Genomic DNA, 16,597 nt, shown 5'->3' with positions numbered 1-16,597 from the left:
GGAAACACGCGTTATGAGTACGTCACCACAACAACGAAAATCGTTGACCGTCTCTGCACTGCGCACCCTCTCTCACGGGGGCGGCGTATGAATCGTATCGTCAATCTCCCCATGGCCCTGCGCCGTTCCAAGCTGCGTCACTCCGCACGCCCGCCGGATATCGCCTGCTGATTTCTGTCAGTCAGAAAAGATCCATTTGTGGCAAGGGAGCTTGCTCCCGCTGGGGCGCGAAGCGGCCCCAAAAGTCAGGACTGCTGCGCAGTCCATCGGGGATGAATCCCCTCGCCACAGGTTTTGTATCTCGTCTGACTGATCTGCATTTGATATTCCTGCCAGGACGCCCATAGCTGAGTCCGGCCCGAATCTGCGCGCCTGCACGGCGCCATCGTGAGTGATTGATTATGAAATTCGCAGCCATCGAAGACGCACGCCTGTTCCTTGAACAGAACCCCGATATCGACATGATCGAACTGTTCATCCTCGACGCCAACGGCGTGCCACGCGGCAAGCTGTTGCACCGCGAAGAGCTATTGGCGGTGTATGAGAGTGGTCGGCCATTGCCCAGCACCATTCTCGGTCTGACCGTCCAAGGTGAGGACGTCGAAAACTCAGGTCTGGTCTGGGACGTTGGCGATATCGACTGCCGCGCCTATCCGTTGGAAGGCAGTCTGGTGCGCCTGCCGTGGCGGCAGATTCCGACCGCTGCGGTGCAGGTCAGCATGCACCCGACGGAGGGCATGCCAGCGAGCATTGCTGACCCGCGTCACCTGCTGATCAAGATCATTGACGGCCTCAAGTCCGAAGGCTATCGCCCGATCATGGCGTGCGAACTGGAGTTCTATCTGCTCGACGCCAAACGCGATCACAACGGCCGCCCGCAACCGGCGCTGGATGCCGACGGCGGTCGACCGCGACACACCCAGGTCTACGGTTTGCGCGAACTGGAGCAGATCGAACCCTTCCTCGCCGACCTCTACAGCGCCTGCAAACTGCACGGCATTCCCGCGCGCACGGCGATCTCGGAATACGCGCCGGGCCAAGTGGAAATCACCCTCGAACACGGCGATGCGCTGGAAGCGATGGATCAGGCCGTGCGTTACAAACGGCTGGTCAAAGCGGTCGCGCACAAGCACGGCATGCAAGCGACGTTCATGGCCAAACCGTTCGATGATCTGGCCGGCACCGGGATGCACATGCATGTCAGCCTCGCCGATAACGAGGGGCGCAATCTGTTTGCGGCCGAGGACCCGGCCGGCACCCCGCTGCTGCGCACGGCGATTGGCGGCATGCTCGCGTCCTTGCTCGATTCGCTGTTGCTGTTCTGCCCAAACGCCAACTCTTACCGGCGTTTCCAGGCCAACAGCTACGCGCCGCTGGCGCCAACCTGGGGTGTCGACAACCGCACCGTCAGCCTGCGCGTGCCCGGCGGCCCGGCCAACACCCGGCACATCGAACACCGCATCTGCGGCGCCGATGCCAATCCGTATCTGGCCGCAGCGGCGATCCTTGCGGGTATTCATCGCGGCATTCGCGAGGATCTCGATCCGGGCGAACCGGTGGAAGGCAACGGCTATGCGCAGGCCAAGGAATTGCTGCCGACTGATTGGCTGACGTCGTTGCAGGCGCTGGAAAATTCAGCGTGGGCGCGGGATGCGCTGGGGCAGGAATTTCTCGGGGTGTATCTGGCGGTGAAGCGTGCCGAGTATCGGCAGTTCATGGCAGAGGTAGGTGAGCAGGATTGGCGCTGGTATCTGACCGAAGCCTGAAGCACAACCACCGCTTTTGTAGGAGTGAGCCTGCTCGCGATGAGGCCATGTCAGTCAACATTTTGGTTGATTGACACACCGCTATCGCGAGCAGGCTCACTCCTACAAAGGACCGCCTACCGATTCGAAATTTGTGTGGACACTGACATGACCGAACGCTGCAATTCCTACTACACCGCCACCCTCAACCAGGACACCGACTACCCGCCCCTGCAAGGCCGGCACAAGGTTGACGTGGTGATCATCGGTGGCGGCTTCACTGGCGTCGCCACGGCCGTCGAACTCGCCGAAAAAGGCCTGAAAGTCGCCATCGTCGAAAGCCATAAAATCGGCTGGGGCGCCACCGGGCGCAATGGCGGCCAGGTCACCGGCAGCCTCTCCGGTGACGGTGCGATGCGCAAACAGATGCGCCCGACACTCGGCGATGAGGTCGACGACTTCATCTGGCACCTGCGCTGGCGTGGGCACGAAATCATCAAGCAGCGCGTCGAGAAATACGCCATCCAGTGCGACCTCAAACACGGTCACCTGCATGCAGCCTACAAGCCCAGCCACATGACCGATCTGCGCCACGATTACGAAGAAGCCGTGCGCCGTGGACTTGGTGACGAGGTCAGCCTGCTCGACCGCAGCCAAGTGCGCGATTTGCTGCAAAGCGATCTCTATCACGGCGCGATCAAGAACACCCGCAACATGCACCTGCACCCGCTCAATCTATGTATCGGCGAAGCGCGGGCGGCGGAAAGTCTTGGTGCGCTGATCTTCGAAAACAGCGAAGTGCTGGAGATCATCCATGGCGACACGCCAGGTGTGCGCACTGCCCACGGCCAGATCGACGCCAATCAAGTGATGCTTGCCGGCGACGTCTATCACAAGCTCGAACCGGGCCAACTCAAGGGCAAGATCTTCCCGGCCATGGGCGGCATTGTCACCACCGCGCCTCTCGGCGATCTGGCGAAGCAGATCAACCCCGAAGACCTCGCCGTCTATGACTGCCGCTTCGTCCTCGACTACTACCGCCTCACCGCCGACGGGCGCCTGCTGTTTGGCGGTGGTGCCAACTACAGCGGCAAGGACTCACGCGACATCGCCGCCGAATTGCGCCCGTGCATCGAACAGACGTTCCCGGCGCTCAAAGGGGTGCAGATCGACTACCAGTGGAGTTGCGCGATGGGCATCGTCATCAACCGCATCCCGCAACTGGGCAAGCTTTCGGACAACGTCTGGTATTGCCAGGGTTACTCGGGCCATGGCATTGCCACGACGCACATCATGGGCGAAATCATGAGCCGGGCGATCACCGGGCAGATGGAACAGTTCGACACCTTTGCACAGTGCCAACACATCCGCGTGCCGATGGGGGATTTACTGGGCAATCCGTTGTTGGCGGCGGGGATGTGGTATTACCAGATGCTTGAAAAGTTGCGTTGATTGCACTGGCCCTATCGCGAGCAGGCTCACTCCTACAAGGGGGACGCATTCCAACTGTAGGAGTGAGCCTACTCGCGATGAGGCAATCGGCCTCACTACAAATCTCAATCAGGCAACTGCTCCACCTCGATCCCCAATCGCCGGTAATCCTCAACACTGCCCGACGCCAGATGCCGTTCGGTAATCAGCGTGTGCACCCGCGTGCATGGCGTCACCACGAACGGCTCCACTGCCCCCAACTTATCCGCCGTGGTCACCGCGATCACCTGCGCGGCGCTTTCGAACAATGCCTGCTTCACCGGCACCTCATCGAAATACAGTGAACTGAGCCCCACCTCCGGATGAATCGCGCACACCCCGGTAAACAGCACGTCAGCCTTGATGCCTTGCAGCAGACGCACGGTCTCGTGACCGCTGACTGACATCGTCGCCAGATTCAGTTGTCCGCCCGCGAGAATCACCTTGATGCCCTTGTATTCGGCGAGCGTAATGGCGGTCATCGGCGAAGTGGTCACGGCGGTGAGCTTGATGTCAGCCGGCAACGAACGCGCGATCTGCAGCGTGGTGGTGCCGGAATCGAACAGCACGATCTGACCATCCTTCACCCGCCCCGCAGCAAGCTGCGCCAGGCGCGTCTTCACCTCGTCGGTTTCACTGATGCGGGTGAAGTAATCCTTGCCGGTGTCTTTTGGTCGCGGCAGCGCCCCACCATGCACTCGTTGCACCAGGCCGGCGTTGTCCAGTTCGGCGAGGTCGCGGCGGATGGTGTCCTCAGACACCGCAAAGTGCTGGCTCAACTCGGAGGCCATGACTTTGCCGTCGCGTTCGAGGATCAGCAGGATTTTCTGCCGGCGGACAGAGGGCAGTTCGATGACAGAGTGGTCGTGCATGGTTTTGCCTGTTTGTGCTTGTAATTGCAGGTTTTGCCGAGACTAGCGAAAGGCTCGGACAAATACAAACCGGCGGGTATCAATTGTTTCGATCATTGGAATCACTACGGCGAATTTTTTCTTTGCATTCAGCCTGTTCAGAATGGCCCCACTCTCAAAAGGCTCAGGATGAACACCTCATGAATCTCAACTTCGCTTTCGCTTGCATGATCGTCGTGTCCTTCGCGATTGCCTTGGGCCACGCCTGAGCCGTCACACCGACGCTGCCAGATGCTCGCGCAGCCACTTGTGCGCCGGATCCCGGTGCAGCCGCTCGCCCCAGAACATCGCCATTTCGTATCCCGGCACCGCCACCGGCGCCTCGACCACTTGCAGTGCCGGGTGACCGCGCACCAGCCGTGACGGCAGCATCGCCACCAGATCGGTGCTCGCCAGCACCGACATGACCATCAGAAAGTGCGGCACCGACAGCACCACTTTCCGCGACAAGCCGACGTCGGCCAATGCCTTGTCGGTCACTCCGAAAAAACCTCCCCCTTCGCGCGACACCATGACGTGCTCCAGCGCACAAAACTGCTCGCGGCTTGGCTTGCCCACCAAACCCGGATGCCCGACGCGCCCGGCCAACACATAGCGCTCGGTGAACAGTGCGCGGCGGTGCAACTCCAGCGGTGCGTCCTCGCTGATATGCAATGCCAGATCGAATGCCCCCTGCTCCGCTTGCCTGACCAGTTGCGGCGGTGTCAGGTCGATCACCGCCAGGCGCGTGCCCGGCGCTTGTTCGCGCAATCCGCTCAGGGCCGGCAGGAGAATGGTCGATTCCCCGTAGTCGGTGGCCGCCACTTTCCAGGTGTGTGTCGCCTGCGCCGGGTCGAACGCACTGGCCGGCGCGACCGCTCGCTCCAGCGCTTCGAGTGCCTCGCGCAAAGGCTCCCGCAATTCATCGGCCCGAGCCGTCGGGCGCATGCCACGGGGTCCGGGCAGCAACAGCGGATCGGCAAAGATGTCGCGCAACTTCGCCAGGTGCACGCTCACCGATGGCTGCGACAGATTCAACCGCTCTGCGGCGCGGGTTACATTGTGTTCTGCCAGCAACACGTCCAGGGTCATCAGCAGATTGATATCCAGCCGTCTCAAATTATTCATGGCTATACCAGACATATCAGACATTCATTTCCAATATACCTGTTGAACGCCGATCCTGCTGTTACTCAGCCAACGGAGCTTCAACATGAACGTACTACTCGTCTACGCGCACCCGGAACCGACTTCCCTCAACGGCTCGCTGCGCGACTTCAGCGTCCAGCGCCTGCAAGCCGCCGGCCACACCGTGCAGGTCTCCGACCTCTACGCGATGAACTGGAAAGCCAGCCTCGACGCCGACGACAGCCCTGAACGTGACCGCAGTCGCCCGTTCGATGCCTCCCGTGACTCGAAACTTGCCTACGCCCAAGGCACGCAAGCCGCCGACATCGCCCGCGAGCAGGAAAAACTGCTGTGGGCCGATGCACTGATCCTGCAATTTCCACTGTGGTGGTTCTCGATGCCGGCGATCCTCAAGGGCTGGGTCGAACGCGTCTACGCCTGCGGGTTTGCCTACGGCGTCGGCGAGCATTCCGACTCCCGCTGGGGTGAGCGCTACGGCGAAGGGAAAATGAAAGGCAAACGCGCGATGCTGATGGTCACGGCCGGCGGCTGGGATTCGCACTATAGCCCGCGCGGGATCAATGGGCCGATTGATGACCTGCTGTTTCCGATCAACCACGGCATTCTTTACTACCCCGGATTCGATGTGGTGCCGCCCTTCGTGAGCTATCGCACTAGCCGCATGGACGAGGTGAAATTTGCCGCGACCTGCGAAGAGCTGGGGGGGCGTCTCGATGAGCTATGGAGTACGCGACCGATTGCGTATCGGCAACAGAATGCGGGGGATTACGAGATTCCGGCGTTGACGCTCAAGGATGCAATTGCCCCGGGGCAGGAAGGTTTCGCCGCACACATTATTTAAAGCATCGTGTAGACCTGTGGCGAGGGAGCTTGCTCCCGCTCGGCGGCGCAGCCGTCGTGTTTGGGGCTGCTGCGCAGCCCAGCGGGAGCAAGCTCCCTCGCCACAACAACCGCACTCAGTGTTCAAAGGGACGCCACCCTCGCGGTACCCACAAACAACTGACACACAGCAAAATCAGCTTTCCTCCCGCACCCGCCGCACCTGCACCAGCAACGCCGGCGCGAAGTGCAGCAGCACCATCCGCGCCAGGTGATGAGTCAGGATAAACACCACGTTCAGCCCACCGGCGAACGCGACAATCGCAATCGTCTCGATCGCCCCCGGCATGTACGCCAGCCATAACGATAACGGATCACTCCCGAGGAATCGCGCCGCCACTTCGGCAAATCCCGCCGCGACCACAATCATCAATCCGACCGACACCAGTGCGGTACGGCCATGCTGTCCCAGTTCCTTGAAGCCCAAACCCTGAAACCGCGAGCCGATTCGCACGCCGAGAATCAGCGCTGCCAGATTCAGGCTCCAGTCCGGCATGTGAAAGCCGTGTAACCAACCCGATTTGACGAACACGGCGGTGAGGATGATCGCCGTCAACATGAACGGCGCCGGCACGCCGATCACCAACAGTAACCGTCCGAGCAGCACGCTCAAGCCGATCACTGAAAGCACGGTCAGCGCCATACCCGTGGTCAATGCATCGCCTTCAATCACTGCGGTGGAAGCCTGCCCCGGAATCAAAAAACTCACTAGCACCGTGATCAGCAACAGCCGCATCAAGTGCACGATGATGACCTTGCTCGAGGCCTTTTCCGACTCCAGCAAATCGAACACCGCCGCCAGCGCCCCCGGATAAACCGCCAACAACGCATCGGTGCGATTCCACCCGGCCCCGCGTGTCAGCCACCAAGCAGCGAGCGCAATCTGCACGATCAAACACAGCAGCAACACGCCAAGGCTGGGCAACATTGCCGATGCCACTGCACTGTCCCACGCTTCGAACATCAGCCCGGTGGCGATGCCCAGCGTGACCTGGATGTAGCCCAAACCATAAGGTGTCGCGGGGGCAAAACCTGATCGGGTGACGACCAAAGCGGTGACCAGGATCGAGCCCAACAGCAAGCCATGCGGCACACCGAGGGATTGCAACACAGCGCCAAACCCGGCGGCGATCAACAGACACAGAATGGATTTCATATTCGCCTTCCTGGCTATTCAATTGGCCTAACCGCGCAACCGTCCGATCGCGCGGCGGTATTTTTCGACCCGTTCCAGATCCTCCCAACTGGGCGAGGCGATACGCGACAAGTCGCTGTTTTCTTCCAGATCGGCGAGTTTCACCACCCGCCCGATCGGATTCTGCGCGGCTCGCTCGACAAAATCCTCGTAGGACTCGCCGGGTACTTTGGTCACCGATGCAATGGCCGTCAGCACCTCTTCGCTGAAGCCTTCCTTGCGCAAGTCGTCGAGGCTGATAGCGCAATCCTCGACCACATCGTGCAGCACCGCGACGATGCGTTCCTCCAGCGTGGTCATGCGCAGCATCACCTTCAGCGGATGCAAGATGTACGGCGCGCCGCCCTTGTCCACCTGCCCCGCGTGTGCGGTGGCGGCGATGGCAATTGCGCGTTCCAGTGTTTGCGTCATGGATATTCCCTCGGATTAAACGCCGTACCGGCCGCCGACATGGATATTGCGTTTGAGCCAGGCGCCAATCGCTTTCAAGCGTCCGACAGGCTTTGCTGGCTTGGCTGGCTCGGGGTGACGCTTGAGAATCATCGACACCAATGTCACTTGATCCGCCTCCGGATGCGCATCGATCAACTCCGCGACCCAGGCGCAATCAGCTTTTTTCAGATGCTCGCGCCAATCCCCGGGCCAGGTATCCAGCTCATCCAGCGCCAACCAGCGCGCACCGCCCTGCTCGGCATGCCCGCCGCCGATCGATTGCTCGAAACAGAAAGGCGTGGCCGCTCGGGACAGGTCGATGCTGAAGATGTAGACGTCGTGGGTCTTGTGCTGCGGCGTGGGGGCGTTGTTGCGGCCGCCGATTTCGATCATGGGCGAATTCCTATCCTTGGGCGCTAGATGTTTCCGATTGTTTCGCAGTCTACGCGAACAGCGCAAATGAAAAACCTGATGGAACCTCCTTCCCCGGCGCCCTCTCGAAACCATAAGCGCCCAATCATTGATCAGAACCGGCGCCATTGAAGAGGAAATACCGATGAACATTCGATTCCTGCTTCTGCTCGCCACCTTCTGCGTCATCCCTACCTGTGTCATGGCCGAGGGCTGCGACGTCGAGACCCGCTCCTCCAGCGCCGCCGTGCCCACCGTCTCCGGCCACAGTTGCTACGAATACGAGGGCATGCCCGTCAATTCCATCGATTGGTCGTGCAGCAACGAAAGCAAGGACATGGTCAACGCCGTCAAGAAAAAGGTCCAGCAGTGCGACGACCACTATCAAGCCACTTGCCTCGCCACCCTTACCCAGGAATCCCTGGCCAACCCGCACTCCACCAGCAAGGATAAAAACGCCAAAGCGTTGAACATCCCGGATGGGGCACAAGTGACCACGTATTACTACGGCGCGGAGAATCTGGGGCAGGCGAAGATCGATTGTGAAAGTGGCGGTGGGCATTGGAAGGCGAAGTAACGGCTGTTTAGCGCACATAAAAAGGGACACCGCTGGGTGTCCCTTTTTCGTGCATCAACACATCCATTGTGGCGAGGGAGCTTGCTCCCGCTGGGCTGCGCAGTGGCCCCTGTACCAACATGCAAAGCCATGAGTTGAGATTCGACCGAATTTGAAGTCTGAAAAACGCGTAGGAAAACACCCCTTGTGGCGAGGGGATTCAGCCTCGATGGGCTGCGAAGCCGCCCCAAACCGGCGAGCTCATTTCTCCAGACACGCCGCAGGCCCCGAATTACGACGACTGCGTCGCCGAGCGGGAGCAAGCTCCCTCGCCACAGGTTAGGGGTTTGCGTCCTACAGGTCGGTTGTGGGTGCGGGAATTGCTGCCTAGAGTGGGGCTGTCGCTGACCGCAGTTGGCGATGGGTTTCGCAGCCCTCAGAAGTGACACACACCGCTAGATGACAACTGTGGCAAAATTCGCCGCCGTTACGTTATATGGCGGCTGTGTGTGGGAGACCTTCGGGTCTGCCGGTTTGTCTCTTCTCCGGTCTGCGAACCCGCATACAGCTGCCACCCATTTGTTTCGCAGCAGAAAGGTGGCACTTCTTAATTATTTGAAGAGCAATCTTATGACGATCAAAAAAACGCTCCACCACTACGTCCACATGTCCCACCCCGCCACCGACCACCCCGTCCTCCTGATCGACGCCGACGCCCCACTGCGCGACCTCCACGCCTGCTTGGCTGAACGCCTAAACGCCGTCCTCAAATACCTCGACCTCATCGCCTGCACCAGCCTCCCCGACTACGCCGAACACGACATCAATACCGTGACCAATATCGCCAGAATCATGGTGCAGGATGTGAGCGATGTGTTTCGGGTGATTGAACAGCGGGGGTTTAACACACCCGCAATCACTTAACGAACTTGAAAATAAAGAACCCGCACGTGTGCGGGTTCCTTTTGAACTACATAATTTTCACAGCAATATAAATCGCCATGACAAAAAGCCATTCATATTTTATGGCAAAATGCTTGCCATTTGGCCTATGGAAAATTTAGCTCTTTACGTCTTTTCACGCTTTTGTAGGATCAACTCAACGATCTTCACGAGTTCCGGAGACGTACCTTCAACCGAAAAGTCAGCCCCCCCTGACTGCAGTAGAGACTTATGAAACCCATTAACAGTCTCATCACTTAACTTAGACTTACTAAGTACAACGTAGGTCTTGATCGCTGTTAATTTCGCATGCGCCTCGCTTTCCAAGTTCAAATTCGTCATCATAAGTTTAAGAACCACTCGCAACACCCACACACCGACAGATCCTAAAAGGAGGGCAAGCGCAACTAGATAATGATCAGGCACCGTCAAATCCAAAAACTCAACCTTTTGAACTTTTTCCGACGAGTACGTCATGTGAAGTAACACACTCAAGGTATAAACTACCGCAGCTATCAACAAAATCGCAAAAACCGAAAACATCGAAGCTCGAAATCTATGATGCTTTCTTTTGTCGTCCCAGAATTTTACTGGCTCATTTGAAATCACGCTATCAGTGACTTTGCTTGCAAAGTTATTGATTTCTTCAATAGCAAAAGCCTTCGCTTTTTCAGCCTCCACACGGATCAGATCTATCTTCGCACTACCATCAGCCTGAATAGCCTTTAAATAATCATCCGATCGACCAATTACAGAACTTTGATAATTGTTCAACTCTGCAAACGTAGAATCTTTGAAAGACTTAATCTCATCAGCCATAGTAGTTTGCCAATGTTTATAAAAACCCTCCAAAGCTGTAGAAGATGCACTAACAGAAGATCTATAAACAAAAAGAGCCACGCGGAACGACTCCTCGCTCACTACCGTAGTCTTGAAGTCTTCTGACAAGGCCTCATCAAAGCACGGAAGCCTTCGACTCACATTCGCTTCTTTAATTTGGTCTCCAAACCTCTTGAGACTGCCATTGCTTTTTTTAACACCATCTTTTATTTCTCCCAAAACACGCAGATACTTCACCTCTTCTGGGACTTCAGACTCCGTGAAAATACGTTCAGGATAGGAGCAAGATAATATTTCCTTCCAAAAATCGATTTCATTAACCAACCAGTCCTCAACAGCATCTTTCGATTCTGAATAAACTGCCATGTCCAAAGGCACAAAATCTTTGATAAATTTTGCTTTCATATGCTCCTCAAGAAATCATTCATCAGTAGAAAAAATCGAATATTAACGGCGCTTATGGGGCACGCCACTCAATAAATTACGCTACACATCTATTTTCGCTGCTGTGTATAAACTCGCAGAAATACCGCCATTTATCTATTTAATGCTCATTTATGGCACTGCGACAGAGCGCCCGAATGATGGCACAAAAGCATCACCCAAGGCATAGCCTAAAAATGTGGCTACGAATCCAACAAACAAAAAAACCGCATTTCTGCGGTTTTTTTTTCGAGTGAAGCATCAGCTATCGCAACGTTTGTCTTGCATTTATCAAAAATTCGCCGGCGTATTCGCACTAATAATCTCAGCCTCATCCGCCCCGATATTCCGGAACTTATGCGGCAACGTCGTCGGGAAGTAATACCCATCCCCCGCATTCAACACACTCACCGACCCATCCACGGTCAACTCAACCGTCCCGCGAGTAACAAGCCCACACTCCTCGCCTTCCGCATGCACAATCGGCTCTTCCCCGGAACTCGCGCCGGGTGCGTATTGCTCGCGCAGCAGGCGCATCTGGCGGCTTGGCACGGAGGCGCCGATCAGCAGCAGGCGCAGGCCATGGCGGCCGAGATCCGGCTGTTCGTTGGCGCGGAAGACGTATTGATGTTCACGCGGCGGTTGGTCGAACGTGAAGAAGTCGGCCAGTGACATCGGGATGCCTTCGAGCAGCTTTTTCAGGGAGCTGACCGAGGGGCTGACGCGATTCTGTTCGATCAGGGAAATGGTGGCATTGGTCACGCCGCTACGCCGGGCCAGCTCGCGCTGGGAGAGTTTGTAGCTTTCGCGTACTAGTTTGAGTCGAGAACCCGTATCCATGACAGCCTTATGTGAGAACGACTTAAGGGCGATGGGGGTGGGTGGCGGGTGACGCGCTGAGGGCGCGGATCACGTTGCTCCCGTGTCCCGGAACCGTGAAAGGCGGCTATTAAATCACGTTTGGTGGTGTTGCTCAGCAGGTTCGATGGACGGTGCGGCAAAAGTCCTTCTTGGCTTGGTAATACTGACCTGTAGGAGTGAGCCTGCTCGCGATTCGGTGGCACATTCAACATGATTTTTGAATGATGAACCGCTATCGCTGGCAAGCCAGACTCCCACAGGGTTTGTGGTGTTTCTGTGGGAGGGGTGGTGGCTAGGCTGGCCTCATCGCGAGCAGGCTCACTCCTACATTTTGATCTTTGGTGTATCAGAATAAAAACCGGCGGGGTCTTGGGGGCCGCCGCCGGGGAGGTAACTTAGATGCCGAAGCGGTCGCGCAGCGAGTAGTACACGGCGCCGAGGGCGGTCAACGGCGCCGAGAAGGTGCGGCCGCCGAGCATCGGCATGTGCGGCAGGGAGGCGAACGCATCGAAGCGTTCGGCATCGCCGCGGATCATTTCCGAGATCAGTTTGCCGGCCAGGTGCGAGCAGGTGACGCCGTGGCCGCTGTAGCCTTGCATGTAGTAGGCGTTTTTCTCGATGCGGCCGAATTGCGGCATACGCGACATGGTCAGCAGGAAGTTGCCGGTCCAGCGGTAGTCGATTTTGACGTCCTTGAGCTGCGGGAAGGTCTTGAGGATCTTCGGGCGGATCAGTTGTTCGATGTCATCCGGTTCACGCGCGCCGTAGACCACGCCGCCGCCGTAGAGCAGACGGTTGTCGGCGGTGAGGCGGTAGTAATCCAGCAGGTAGTTGCAGTCTTCAACGCAGTAGTTGTTGGTGATCAGGCTGCGCGCCTGTTTCTCGGTCAACGGTTCGGTGACGACGATCTGCGAGCCGCACGGCATGCTTTTCGCGGTCACGCGGTTGTCCAGACCTTGCGGCAGGTAGGCGTTGCCGGCGATCAACAGGTACTTGGCGCGAACCTGGCCTTTGGCGGTGCGCACGACGTTTGGCTCGCCGTACTTGATTTCAACGGCCGCCGATTGCTCGTAGATCTTGCCGCCCAGACGCACGATGGCGGCGGCTTCACCGAGGGCCAGGTTCAACGGGTGAACGTGGCCGCCCTGCATATCGAGCAAACCACCGACGTAGGCGTCGGAGCCCACTTCACGACGGATGTCGGCCGCGTCGAGCATTTTCAGATTGCGGTTGCCGTAGCGTTCCCAACTGCGCTTCTGCTCGGCCAGACCGTTGAGTTGCTTCTTGTTCATCGCTGCGAAAATACCGCCCGGGCGGTAGTCGCATTTGATGTCGTATTCCTTGATGCGCGAACGGATGATGTCGGCGCCTTCGAAGATCATGCTGCCGAGGATTTCCGCGGTCTTGTCGCCGTAGCGCTCTTCGATCACATCGACGTCGCGGCTGTAGGAGTTGACCAGTTGCCCGCCGTTGCGACCGCTGGCGCCGTAGCCGACTTTCGCCGCTTCGAGCACCGTCACTTTGTAGCCGGCCTCGGTCAGGAACAGCGCCGAGGACAGACCGGTGTAGCCGGCGCCGATGATACAGACGTCGCACTCGACCGACTCTTCAAGCACCGGGAAGTCGATGACTTCGTTGCGGGTGGCGGCGTAGTAGCTGTTGACGTGTTGTTGTTTCATTTTATTGTTCTCCGAGGGTCGCCGGTTAACGGCGACCACCGTGGTAAAAGAGTTAGAGCTTGATCCAGGTCGCTTTCAGCTCGGTGTACTTGTCGAACGCGTGCAGCGATTTGTCGCGACCGTTGCCCGACTGTTTGAAGCCACCGAACGGCGCAGTCATGTCGCCGCCGTCGTACTGGTTGACCCACACGCTGCCGGCACGCAGGCCACGGGCGAAGGTGTGCGCCTTGCTCAGGTTGCTGGTCCAGACCCCGGCGGCGAGGCCGAAGATGCTGTCGTTGGCGATCTGCAGCGCTTCTTCAGCGGTGTCGAAGGTGATCAGCGACAGCACCGGGCCAAAGATTTCTTCGCGGGCAATGGTCATCGCATTGGTCACGCCATCGAAGATCGCCGGTTGCACGTAGAGGCCGCCGGTTTCTTCGAGGGTGCGCTGGCCGCCTGCGATCAGCTCGGCGCCCTCCTCACGTCCGATGCTGATGTAACGCAGCACGTTTTCGAGTTGACGCTGATCGACCACAGCGCCGACGGTAGTCGCCGGGTCGAGGGCATGACCGGGTTTCCACGCTTGCAGCGCTTCCACCAGCATCGGGATGAATTGCTCGCGGATCGAACGCTCGACCAGCAGGCGCGAGCCGGCGGTGCAGACTTCGCCCTGGTTGAACGCAATGGCGCCTGCCGCCGCTTGTGCTGCCGCGCGCAAGTCCGGTGCGTCTGCAAACACCACGTTCGGGCTCTTGCCCCCAGCTTCGAGCCAGACGCGTTTCATGTTGCTTTGACCGGCATAAATCATCAGCTGTTTGGCAATCGCCGTGGAGCCGGTGAAGGCCAGCACGTCGACGTCCATGTGCAACGCCAACGCTTTGCCAACGGTGTGGCCGAAGCCTGGCAGCACGTTGAACACGCCTTTCGGAATGCCGGCATCCAGCGCCAATTGGGCGATACGGATCGCGGTAAGTGGTGATTTTTCCGAAGGTTTGAGAATGAACGAATTGCCCGCTGCCAGCGCCGGAGCGAATTTCCAGCTGGCCATGATCAGCGGGAAGTTCCACGGCACGATGGCCGCAACGACGCCGGACGGCTCGCGAGTCACCAGACCGAGTTGGTCGTGCGGCGTAGCGGCGACTTCGTCGTAGATTTTGTCGATGGCTTCGGCGCTCCAGCGGATCGCGTTGGCGGTCGCCGGGATGTCGATGCTCATCGAATCGCTGATCGGTTTGCCCATGTCGAGGGTTTCCAGCAGCGCCAGTTCTTCCTGGTGTTGCAGGATCAGATCGGCGAAGCGGATCAGGATGCGCTTGCGCTCGGCCGGGGCTTTTTTCGCCCACACGCCGGATTCGAAAGACTGGCGTGCAACTTCGACGGCGAGGTTGGCGTCGGCTTCATCGGTGCTGGCCACGGAGGCGAGGAAACGGCCGTCGACGGGGCTCAGGCATTCGAAGGTTTCGCCACTGATCGCCGGGCGATATTCACCATTGATAAAGGCACGGGATTCGATGGTCAGGGACTGGAAGCGTTGTTCCCAGTCGTTGCGGGTCGTTGTCATTGTTGTGGCTCGACAAGGGGGGAATGGATGACGAGCGAATACCCGTCAATCAAAATCTGATAACCCGATCCCCTGTAGGAGTGAGCCTGCTCGCGATCGCGGTGAATCAGTCATCATCACGTTTGAATGTGATGACGCTATCGCGAGCAGGCTCACTCCTACAGGGTTTGCGGTGGTCTTTAGACGGTATGCAGATACCAGTTGTACTCAAGGTCAGAGATCGAGTTTTCGAACTCGGCCAGCTCGCTTTCCTTGCACGCAACAAACACGTCGATGTACAGCGGGTCGATGTAGCGGGCCATGACTTCGCTGTCGTCCAGCTCGCGCAATGCGTCGCGCAGGTTGTTCGGCAGGCTCTGTTCGTTCTGCTCGTAGCTGTTGCCTTCGACCGGAGCGCCCGGCTCGATCTGATTGGTCAGACCATGGTGAATACCGGCCAATACCGAAGCCATCAGCAGGTATGGGTTGGCGTCGGCACCGGCGACACGATGCTCAATGCGCACGGCATCGGACGAACCGGTCGGCACACGAACGGCCACGGTGCGGTTGTCGATGCCCCAGCTCGGCGAGTTCGGTACATAGAACTGTGCACCGAAGCGGCGGTACGAGTTGACGTTCGGGCAGAGGAACGCCATTTGCGCAGGCAGGGTCTCCAGCACACCGCCGATCGCGTGTCGCAGCGCGGCGTTCTGCTCGGGATCCTCGCTGGCAAAGATGTTGTTGCCTTCTTTGTCCAGGATCGAAATGTGCACGTGCAGACCGTTGCCCGCCTGGCCCGGATACGGCTTGGCCATGAAGGTGGTGTCCATCTCGTGGTCGTAGGCGATGTTCTTCACCAGACGCTTGAGCAGGACGGCGTAGTCGCACGCCTTGATCGGGTCGGAGACGTGATGCAGGTTGACTTCGAATTGTGCCGGGGCGCTTTCCTTGACGATGGCGTCAGCCGGGATGCCCTGCTCTTTCGCGCCTTCGAGGATGTCTTGCAGGCAGTCGACGTACTCGTCGAGGTCGTCGATCAGGTACACCTGAGTCGACACCGGACGCTTGCCGGACACCGGTGAACGTGGCGACTGCGGACGGCCGTTCACGTTGTCCTGGTCGATCAGATAAAACTCGAGTTCGAACGCGGCGCAAATGGTCAGGCCCAACTCGTCGAACTTGCGCACGACGTTGGCCAACACTTCACGCGGGTCAGCGAAGAACGGCTCGCCCTCGATTTCGTGCATGGTCATCAGCAGTTGCGCGGTTGGGCGCTTCTGCCACGGCTCGATGCTCAGGGTGCCGGGGATCGGATAGCAGATGCGGTCAGCGTCGCCGATGTCCAGACCCAGGCCGGTGCTCTCCACCGTGGAGCCATTGATGTCGAGGGCGAAGAGCGAGGCCGGCAGGTTGATGCCTTTCTCGTAAACCTTATGAAGACTGGTGCGTTCGATGCGCTTGCCGCGCACCACACCGTTCATATCCGCAATCAGAAGGTCGACGTACAAAACCTCAGGATATTTCTTAAGGAATGCGTTTGCTTCGTTGAGTTGAACGGTACGCAGAGGGACCGACATGATGCACCTATTTAGCTGTTAATTAT

At 58.3% G+C, this 16,597-nt stretch carries 15 protein-coding genes; 5 read left to right on the top strand and 10 right to left on the bottom strand.

Translation table 11 applies throughout. From position 1 onward, the window contains the following. Positions 1–401: 401 nt before the first annotated feature. Positions 402–1,766, top strand: a complete 1,365-nt coding sequence (locus JFT86_RS18620) for a glutamine synthetase family protein (RefSeq protein ID WP_201237807.1) — start codon at positions 402–404, stop codon at positions 1,764–1,766. 147 nt (positions 1,767–1,913) lie between these two features. Continuing rightward, positions 1,914–3,197 carry an FAD-binding oxidoreductase gene (locus tag JFT86_RS18615; protein WP_201237806.1) on the top strand — a complete coding sequence of 428 codons (1,284 nt, stop codon included), beginning with the start codon at positions 1,914–1,916 and terminating at the stop codon, positions 3,195–3,197. Between the two features lie 104 nt (positions 3,198–3,301). Here the strand turns inward: JFT86_RS18615 and JFT86_RS18610 are convergent, their stop codons facing one another. Both JFT86_RS18610 and JFT86_RS18605 read right to left on the bottom strand, forming a co-directional pair. Then, positions 3,302–4,087 (bottom strand): DeoR/GlpR family DNA-binding transcription regulator, encoded by a 786-nt coding sequence (locus tag JFT86_RS18610; protein WP_201237805.1) that lies wholly within the window; start codon positions 4,085–4,087, stop codon positions 3,302–3,304. A 252-nt stretch (positions 4,088–4,339) separates the two neighbouring features. Then, positions 4,340–5,233, bottom strand: a complete 894-nt coding sequence (locus JFT86_RS18605) for a LysR family transcriptional regulator (protein WP_201237804.1) — start codon at positions 5,231–5,233, stop codon at positions 4,340–4,342. Positions 5,234–5,318: 85 nt separating this feature from the next. Between JFT86_RS18605 and JFT86_RS18600 the strand changes: the two genes are divergently transcribed. After that, complete coding sequence (locus JFT86_RS18600; protein ID WP_201237803.1) at positions 5,319–6,095, top strand: NAD(P)H-dependent oxidoreductase; 777 nt, start codon at positions 5,319–5,321, stop codon at positions 6,093–6,095. A 174-nt stretch (positions 6,096–6,269) separates the two neighbouring features. Here the strand turns inward: JFT86_RS18600 and JFT86_RS18595 are convergent, their stop codons facing one another. The 3 genes from JFT86_RS18595 to JFT86_RS18585 are packed head-to-tail and all read right to left on the bottom strand — an operon-like array spanning position 6,270 to position 8,153. Continuing rightward, on the bottom strand, positions 6,270–7,289 hold the full coding sequence (locus JFT86_RS18595) for an AbrB family transcriptional regulator (RefSeq protein WP_201237802.1): 1,020 nt from the start codon (positions 7,287–7,289) through the stop codon (positions 6,270–6,272). A gap of 27 nt (positions 7,290–7,316) precedes the next feature. Further along, complete coding sequence (locus tag JFT86_RS18590; RefSeq protein ID WP_201237801.1) at positions 7,317–7,739, bottom strand: HD domain-containing protein; 423 nt, start codon at positions 7,737–7,739, stop codon at positions 7,317–7,319. A gap of 15 nt (positions 7,740–7,754) precedes the next feature. Beyond that, on the bottom strand, positions 7,755–8,153 hold the full coding sequence (locus tag JFT86_RS18585; RefSeq protein WP_201237800.1) for a hypothetical protein: 399 nt from the start codon (positions 8,151–8,153) through the stop codon (positions 7,755–7,757). 163 nt (positions 8,154–8,316) lie between these two features. On the opposite strand from JFT86_RS18585, the gene JFT86_RS18580 reads away from it, so the two are divergent. Together JFT86_RS18580 and JFT86_RS18575 are read left to right on the top strand one after the other, a co-directional pair. Beyond that, entirely contained in the window at positions 8,317–8,748 is a 432-nt protein-coding gene (locus JFT86_RS18580) for a hypothetical protein (RefSeq protein ID WP_201232847.1), read from the top strand. 609 nt (positions 8,749–9,357) lie between these two features. Continuing rightward, positions 9,358–9,651 carry a fructose-bisphosphate aldolase gene (locus JFT86_RS18575; RefSeq protein ID WP_201237799.1) on the top strand — a complete coding sequence of 98 codons (294 nt, stop codon included), beginning with the start codon at positions 9,358–9,360 and terminating at the stop codon, positions 9,649–9,651. A 144-nt stretch (positions 9,652–9,795) separates the two neighbouring features. Here the strand turns inward: JFT86_RS18575 and JFT86_RS18570 are convergent, their stop codons facing one another. From JFT86_RS18570 to JFT86_RS18550, 5 genes are all read right to left on the bottom strand, one after another. Then, complete coding sequence (locus JFT86_RS18570; RefSeq protein ID WP_201237798.1) at positions 9,796–10,914, bottom strand: hypothetical protein; 1,119 nt, start codon at positions 10,912–10,914, stop codon at positions 9,796–9,798. A 309-nt stretch (positions 10,915–11,223) separates the two neighbouring features. Beyond that, positions 11,224–11,772 (bottom strand): cupin domain-containing protein, encoded by a 549-nt coding sequence (locus JFT86_RS18565; RefSeq protein ID WP_007950154.1) that lies wholly within the window; start codon positions 11,770–11,772, stop codon positions 11,224–11,226. Between the two features lie 416 nt (positions 11,773–12,188). Beyond that, the gene (locus JFT86_RS18560; protein WP_201237797.1) at positions 12,189–13,472 is read right to left on the bottom strand and encodes an FAD-binding oxidoreductase; all 1,284 of its coding nucleotides are present in this window, start codon (positions 13,470–13,472) and stop codon (positions 12,189–12,191) included. 52 nt (positions 13,473–13,524) lie between these two features. Further along, positions 13,525–15,015, bottom strand: a complete 1,491-nt coding sequence (locus JFT86_RS18555; protein WP_201237796.1) for an aldehyde dehydrogenase — start codon at positions 15,013–15,015, stop codon at positions 13,525–13,527. Positions 15,016–15,194: 179 nt separating this feature from the next. Next, positions 15,195–16,571, bottom strand: coding sequence for a glutamine synthetase family protein (locus JFT86_RS18550; protein ID WP_201237795.1), 1,377 nt, complete (start codon positions 16,569–16,571; stop codon positions 15,195–15,197). Positions 16,572–16,597 lie beyond the last annotated feature (26 nt).

Origin of the sequence: Pseudomonas sp. TH06 (assembly GCF_016651305.1) — a bacterium.
Classification (GTDB): domain Bacteria; phylum Pseudomonadota; class Gammaproteobacteria; order Pseudomonadales; family Pseudomonadaceae; genus Aquipseudomonas.
Note: the sequence above shows the minus strand (reverse complement) of the source record. Positions and strands in the feature narration are given on the sequence as shown.

Bases quoted from the DNA above. Each gene is read 5' to 3' on its own strand.
- JFT86_RS18620 (WP_201237807.1), top strand. From the start codon at position 402: ATGAAATTCGCAGCCATCGAAGACGCACGCCTGTTCCTTGAACAGAAC.
- JFT86_RS18615 (WP_201237806.1), top strand. From the start codon at position 1,914: ATGACCGAACGCTGCAATTCCTACTACACCGCCACCCTCAACCAGGAC.
- JFT86_RS18610 (WP_201237805.1), bottom strand. From the start codon at position 4,087: ATGCACGACCACTCTGTCATCGAACTGCCCTCTGTCCGCCGGCAGAAA.
- JFT86_RS18605 (WP_201237804.1), bottom strand. From the start codon at position 5,233: ATGAATAATTTGAGACGGCTGGATATCAATCTGCTGATGACCCTGGAC.
- JFT86_RS18600 (WP_201237803.1), top strand. From the start codon at position 5,319: ATGAACGTACTACTCGTCTACGCGCACCCGGAACCGACTTCCCTCAAC.
- JFT86_RS18595 (WP_201237802.1), bottom strand. From the start codon at position 7,289: ATGAAATCCATTCTGTGTCTGTTGATCGCCGCCGGGTTTGGCGCTGTG.
- JFT86_RS18590 (WP_201237801.1), bottom strand. From the start codon at position 7,739: ATGACGCAAACACTGGAACGCGCAATTGCCATCGCCGCCACCGCACAC.
- JFT86_RS18585 (WP_201237800.1), bottom strand. From the start codon at position 8,153: ATGATCGAAATCGGCGGCCGCAACAACGCCCCCACGCCGCAGCACAAG.
- JFT86_RS18580 (WP_201232847.1), top strand. From the start codon at position 8,317: ATGAACATTCGATTCCTGCTTCTGCTCGCCACCTTCTGCGTCATCCCT.
- JFT86_RS18575 (WP_201237799.1), top strand. From the start codon at position 9,358: ATGACGATCAAAAAAACGCTCCACCACTACGTCCACATGTCCCACCCC.
- JFT86_RS18570 (WP_201237798.1), bottom strand. From the start codon at position 10,914: ATGAAAGCAAAATTTATCAAAGATTTTGTGCCTTTGGACATGGCAGTT.
- JFT86_RS18565 (WP_007950154.1), bottom strand. From the start codon at position 11,772: ATGGATACGGGTTCTCGACTCAAACTAGTACGCGAAAGCTACAAACTC.
- JFT86_RS18560 (WP_201237797.1), bottom strand. From the start codon at position 13,472: ATGAAACAACAACACGTCAACAGCTACTACGCCGCCACCCGCAACGAA.
- JFT86_RS18555 (WP_201237796.1), bottom strand. From the start codon at position 15,015: ATGACAACGACCCGCAACGACTGGGAACAACGCTTCCAGTCCCTGACC.
- JFT86_RS18550 (WP_201237795.1), bottom strand. From the start codon at position 16,571: ATGTCGGTCCCTCTGCGTACCGTTCAACTCAACGAAGCAAACGCATTC.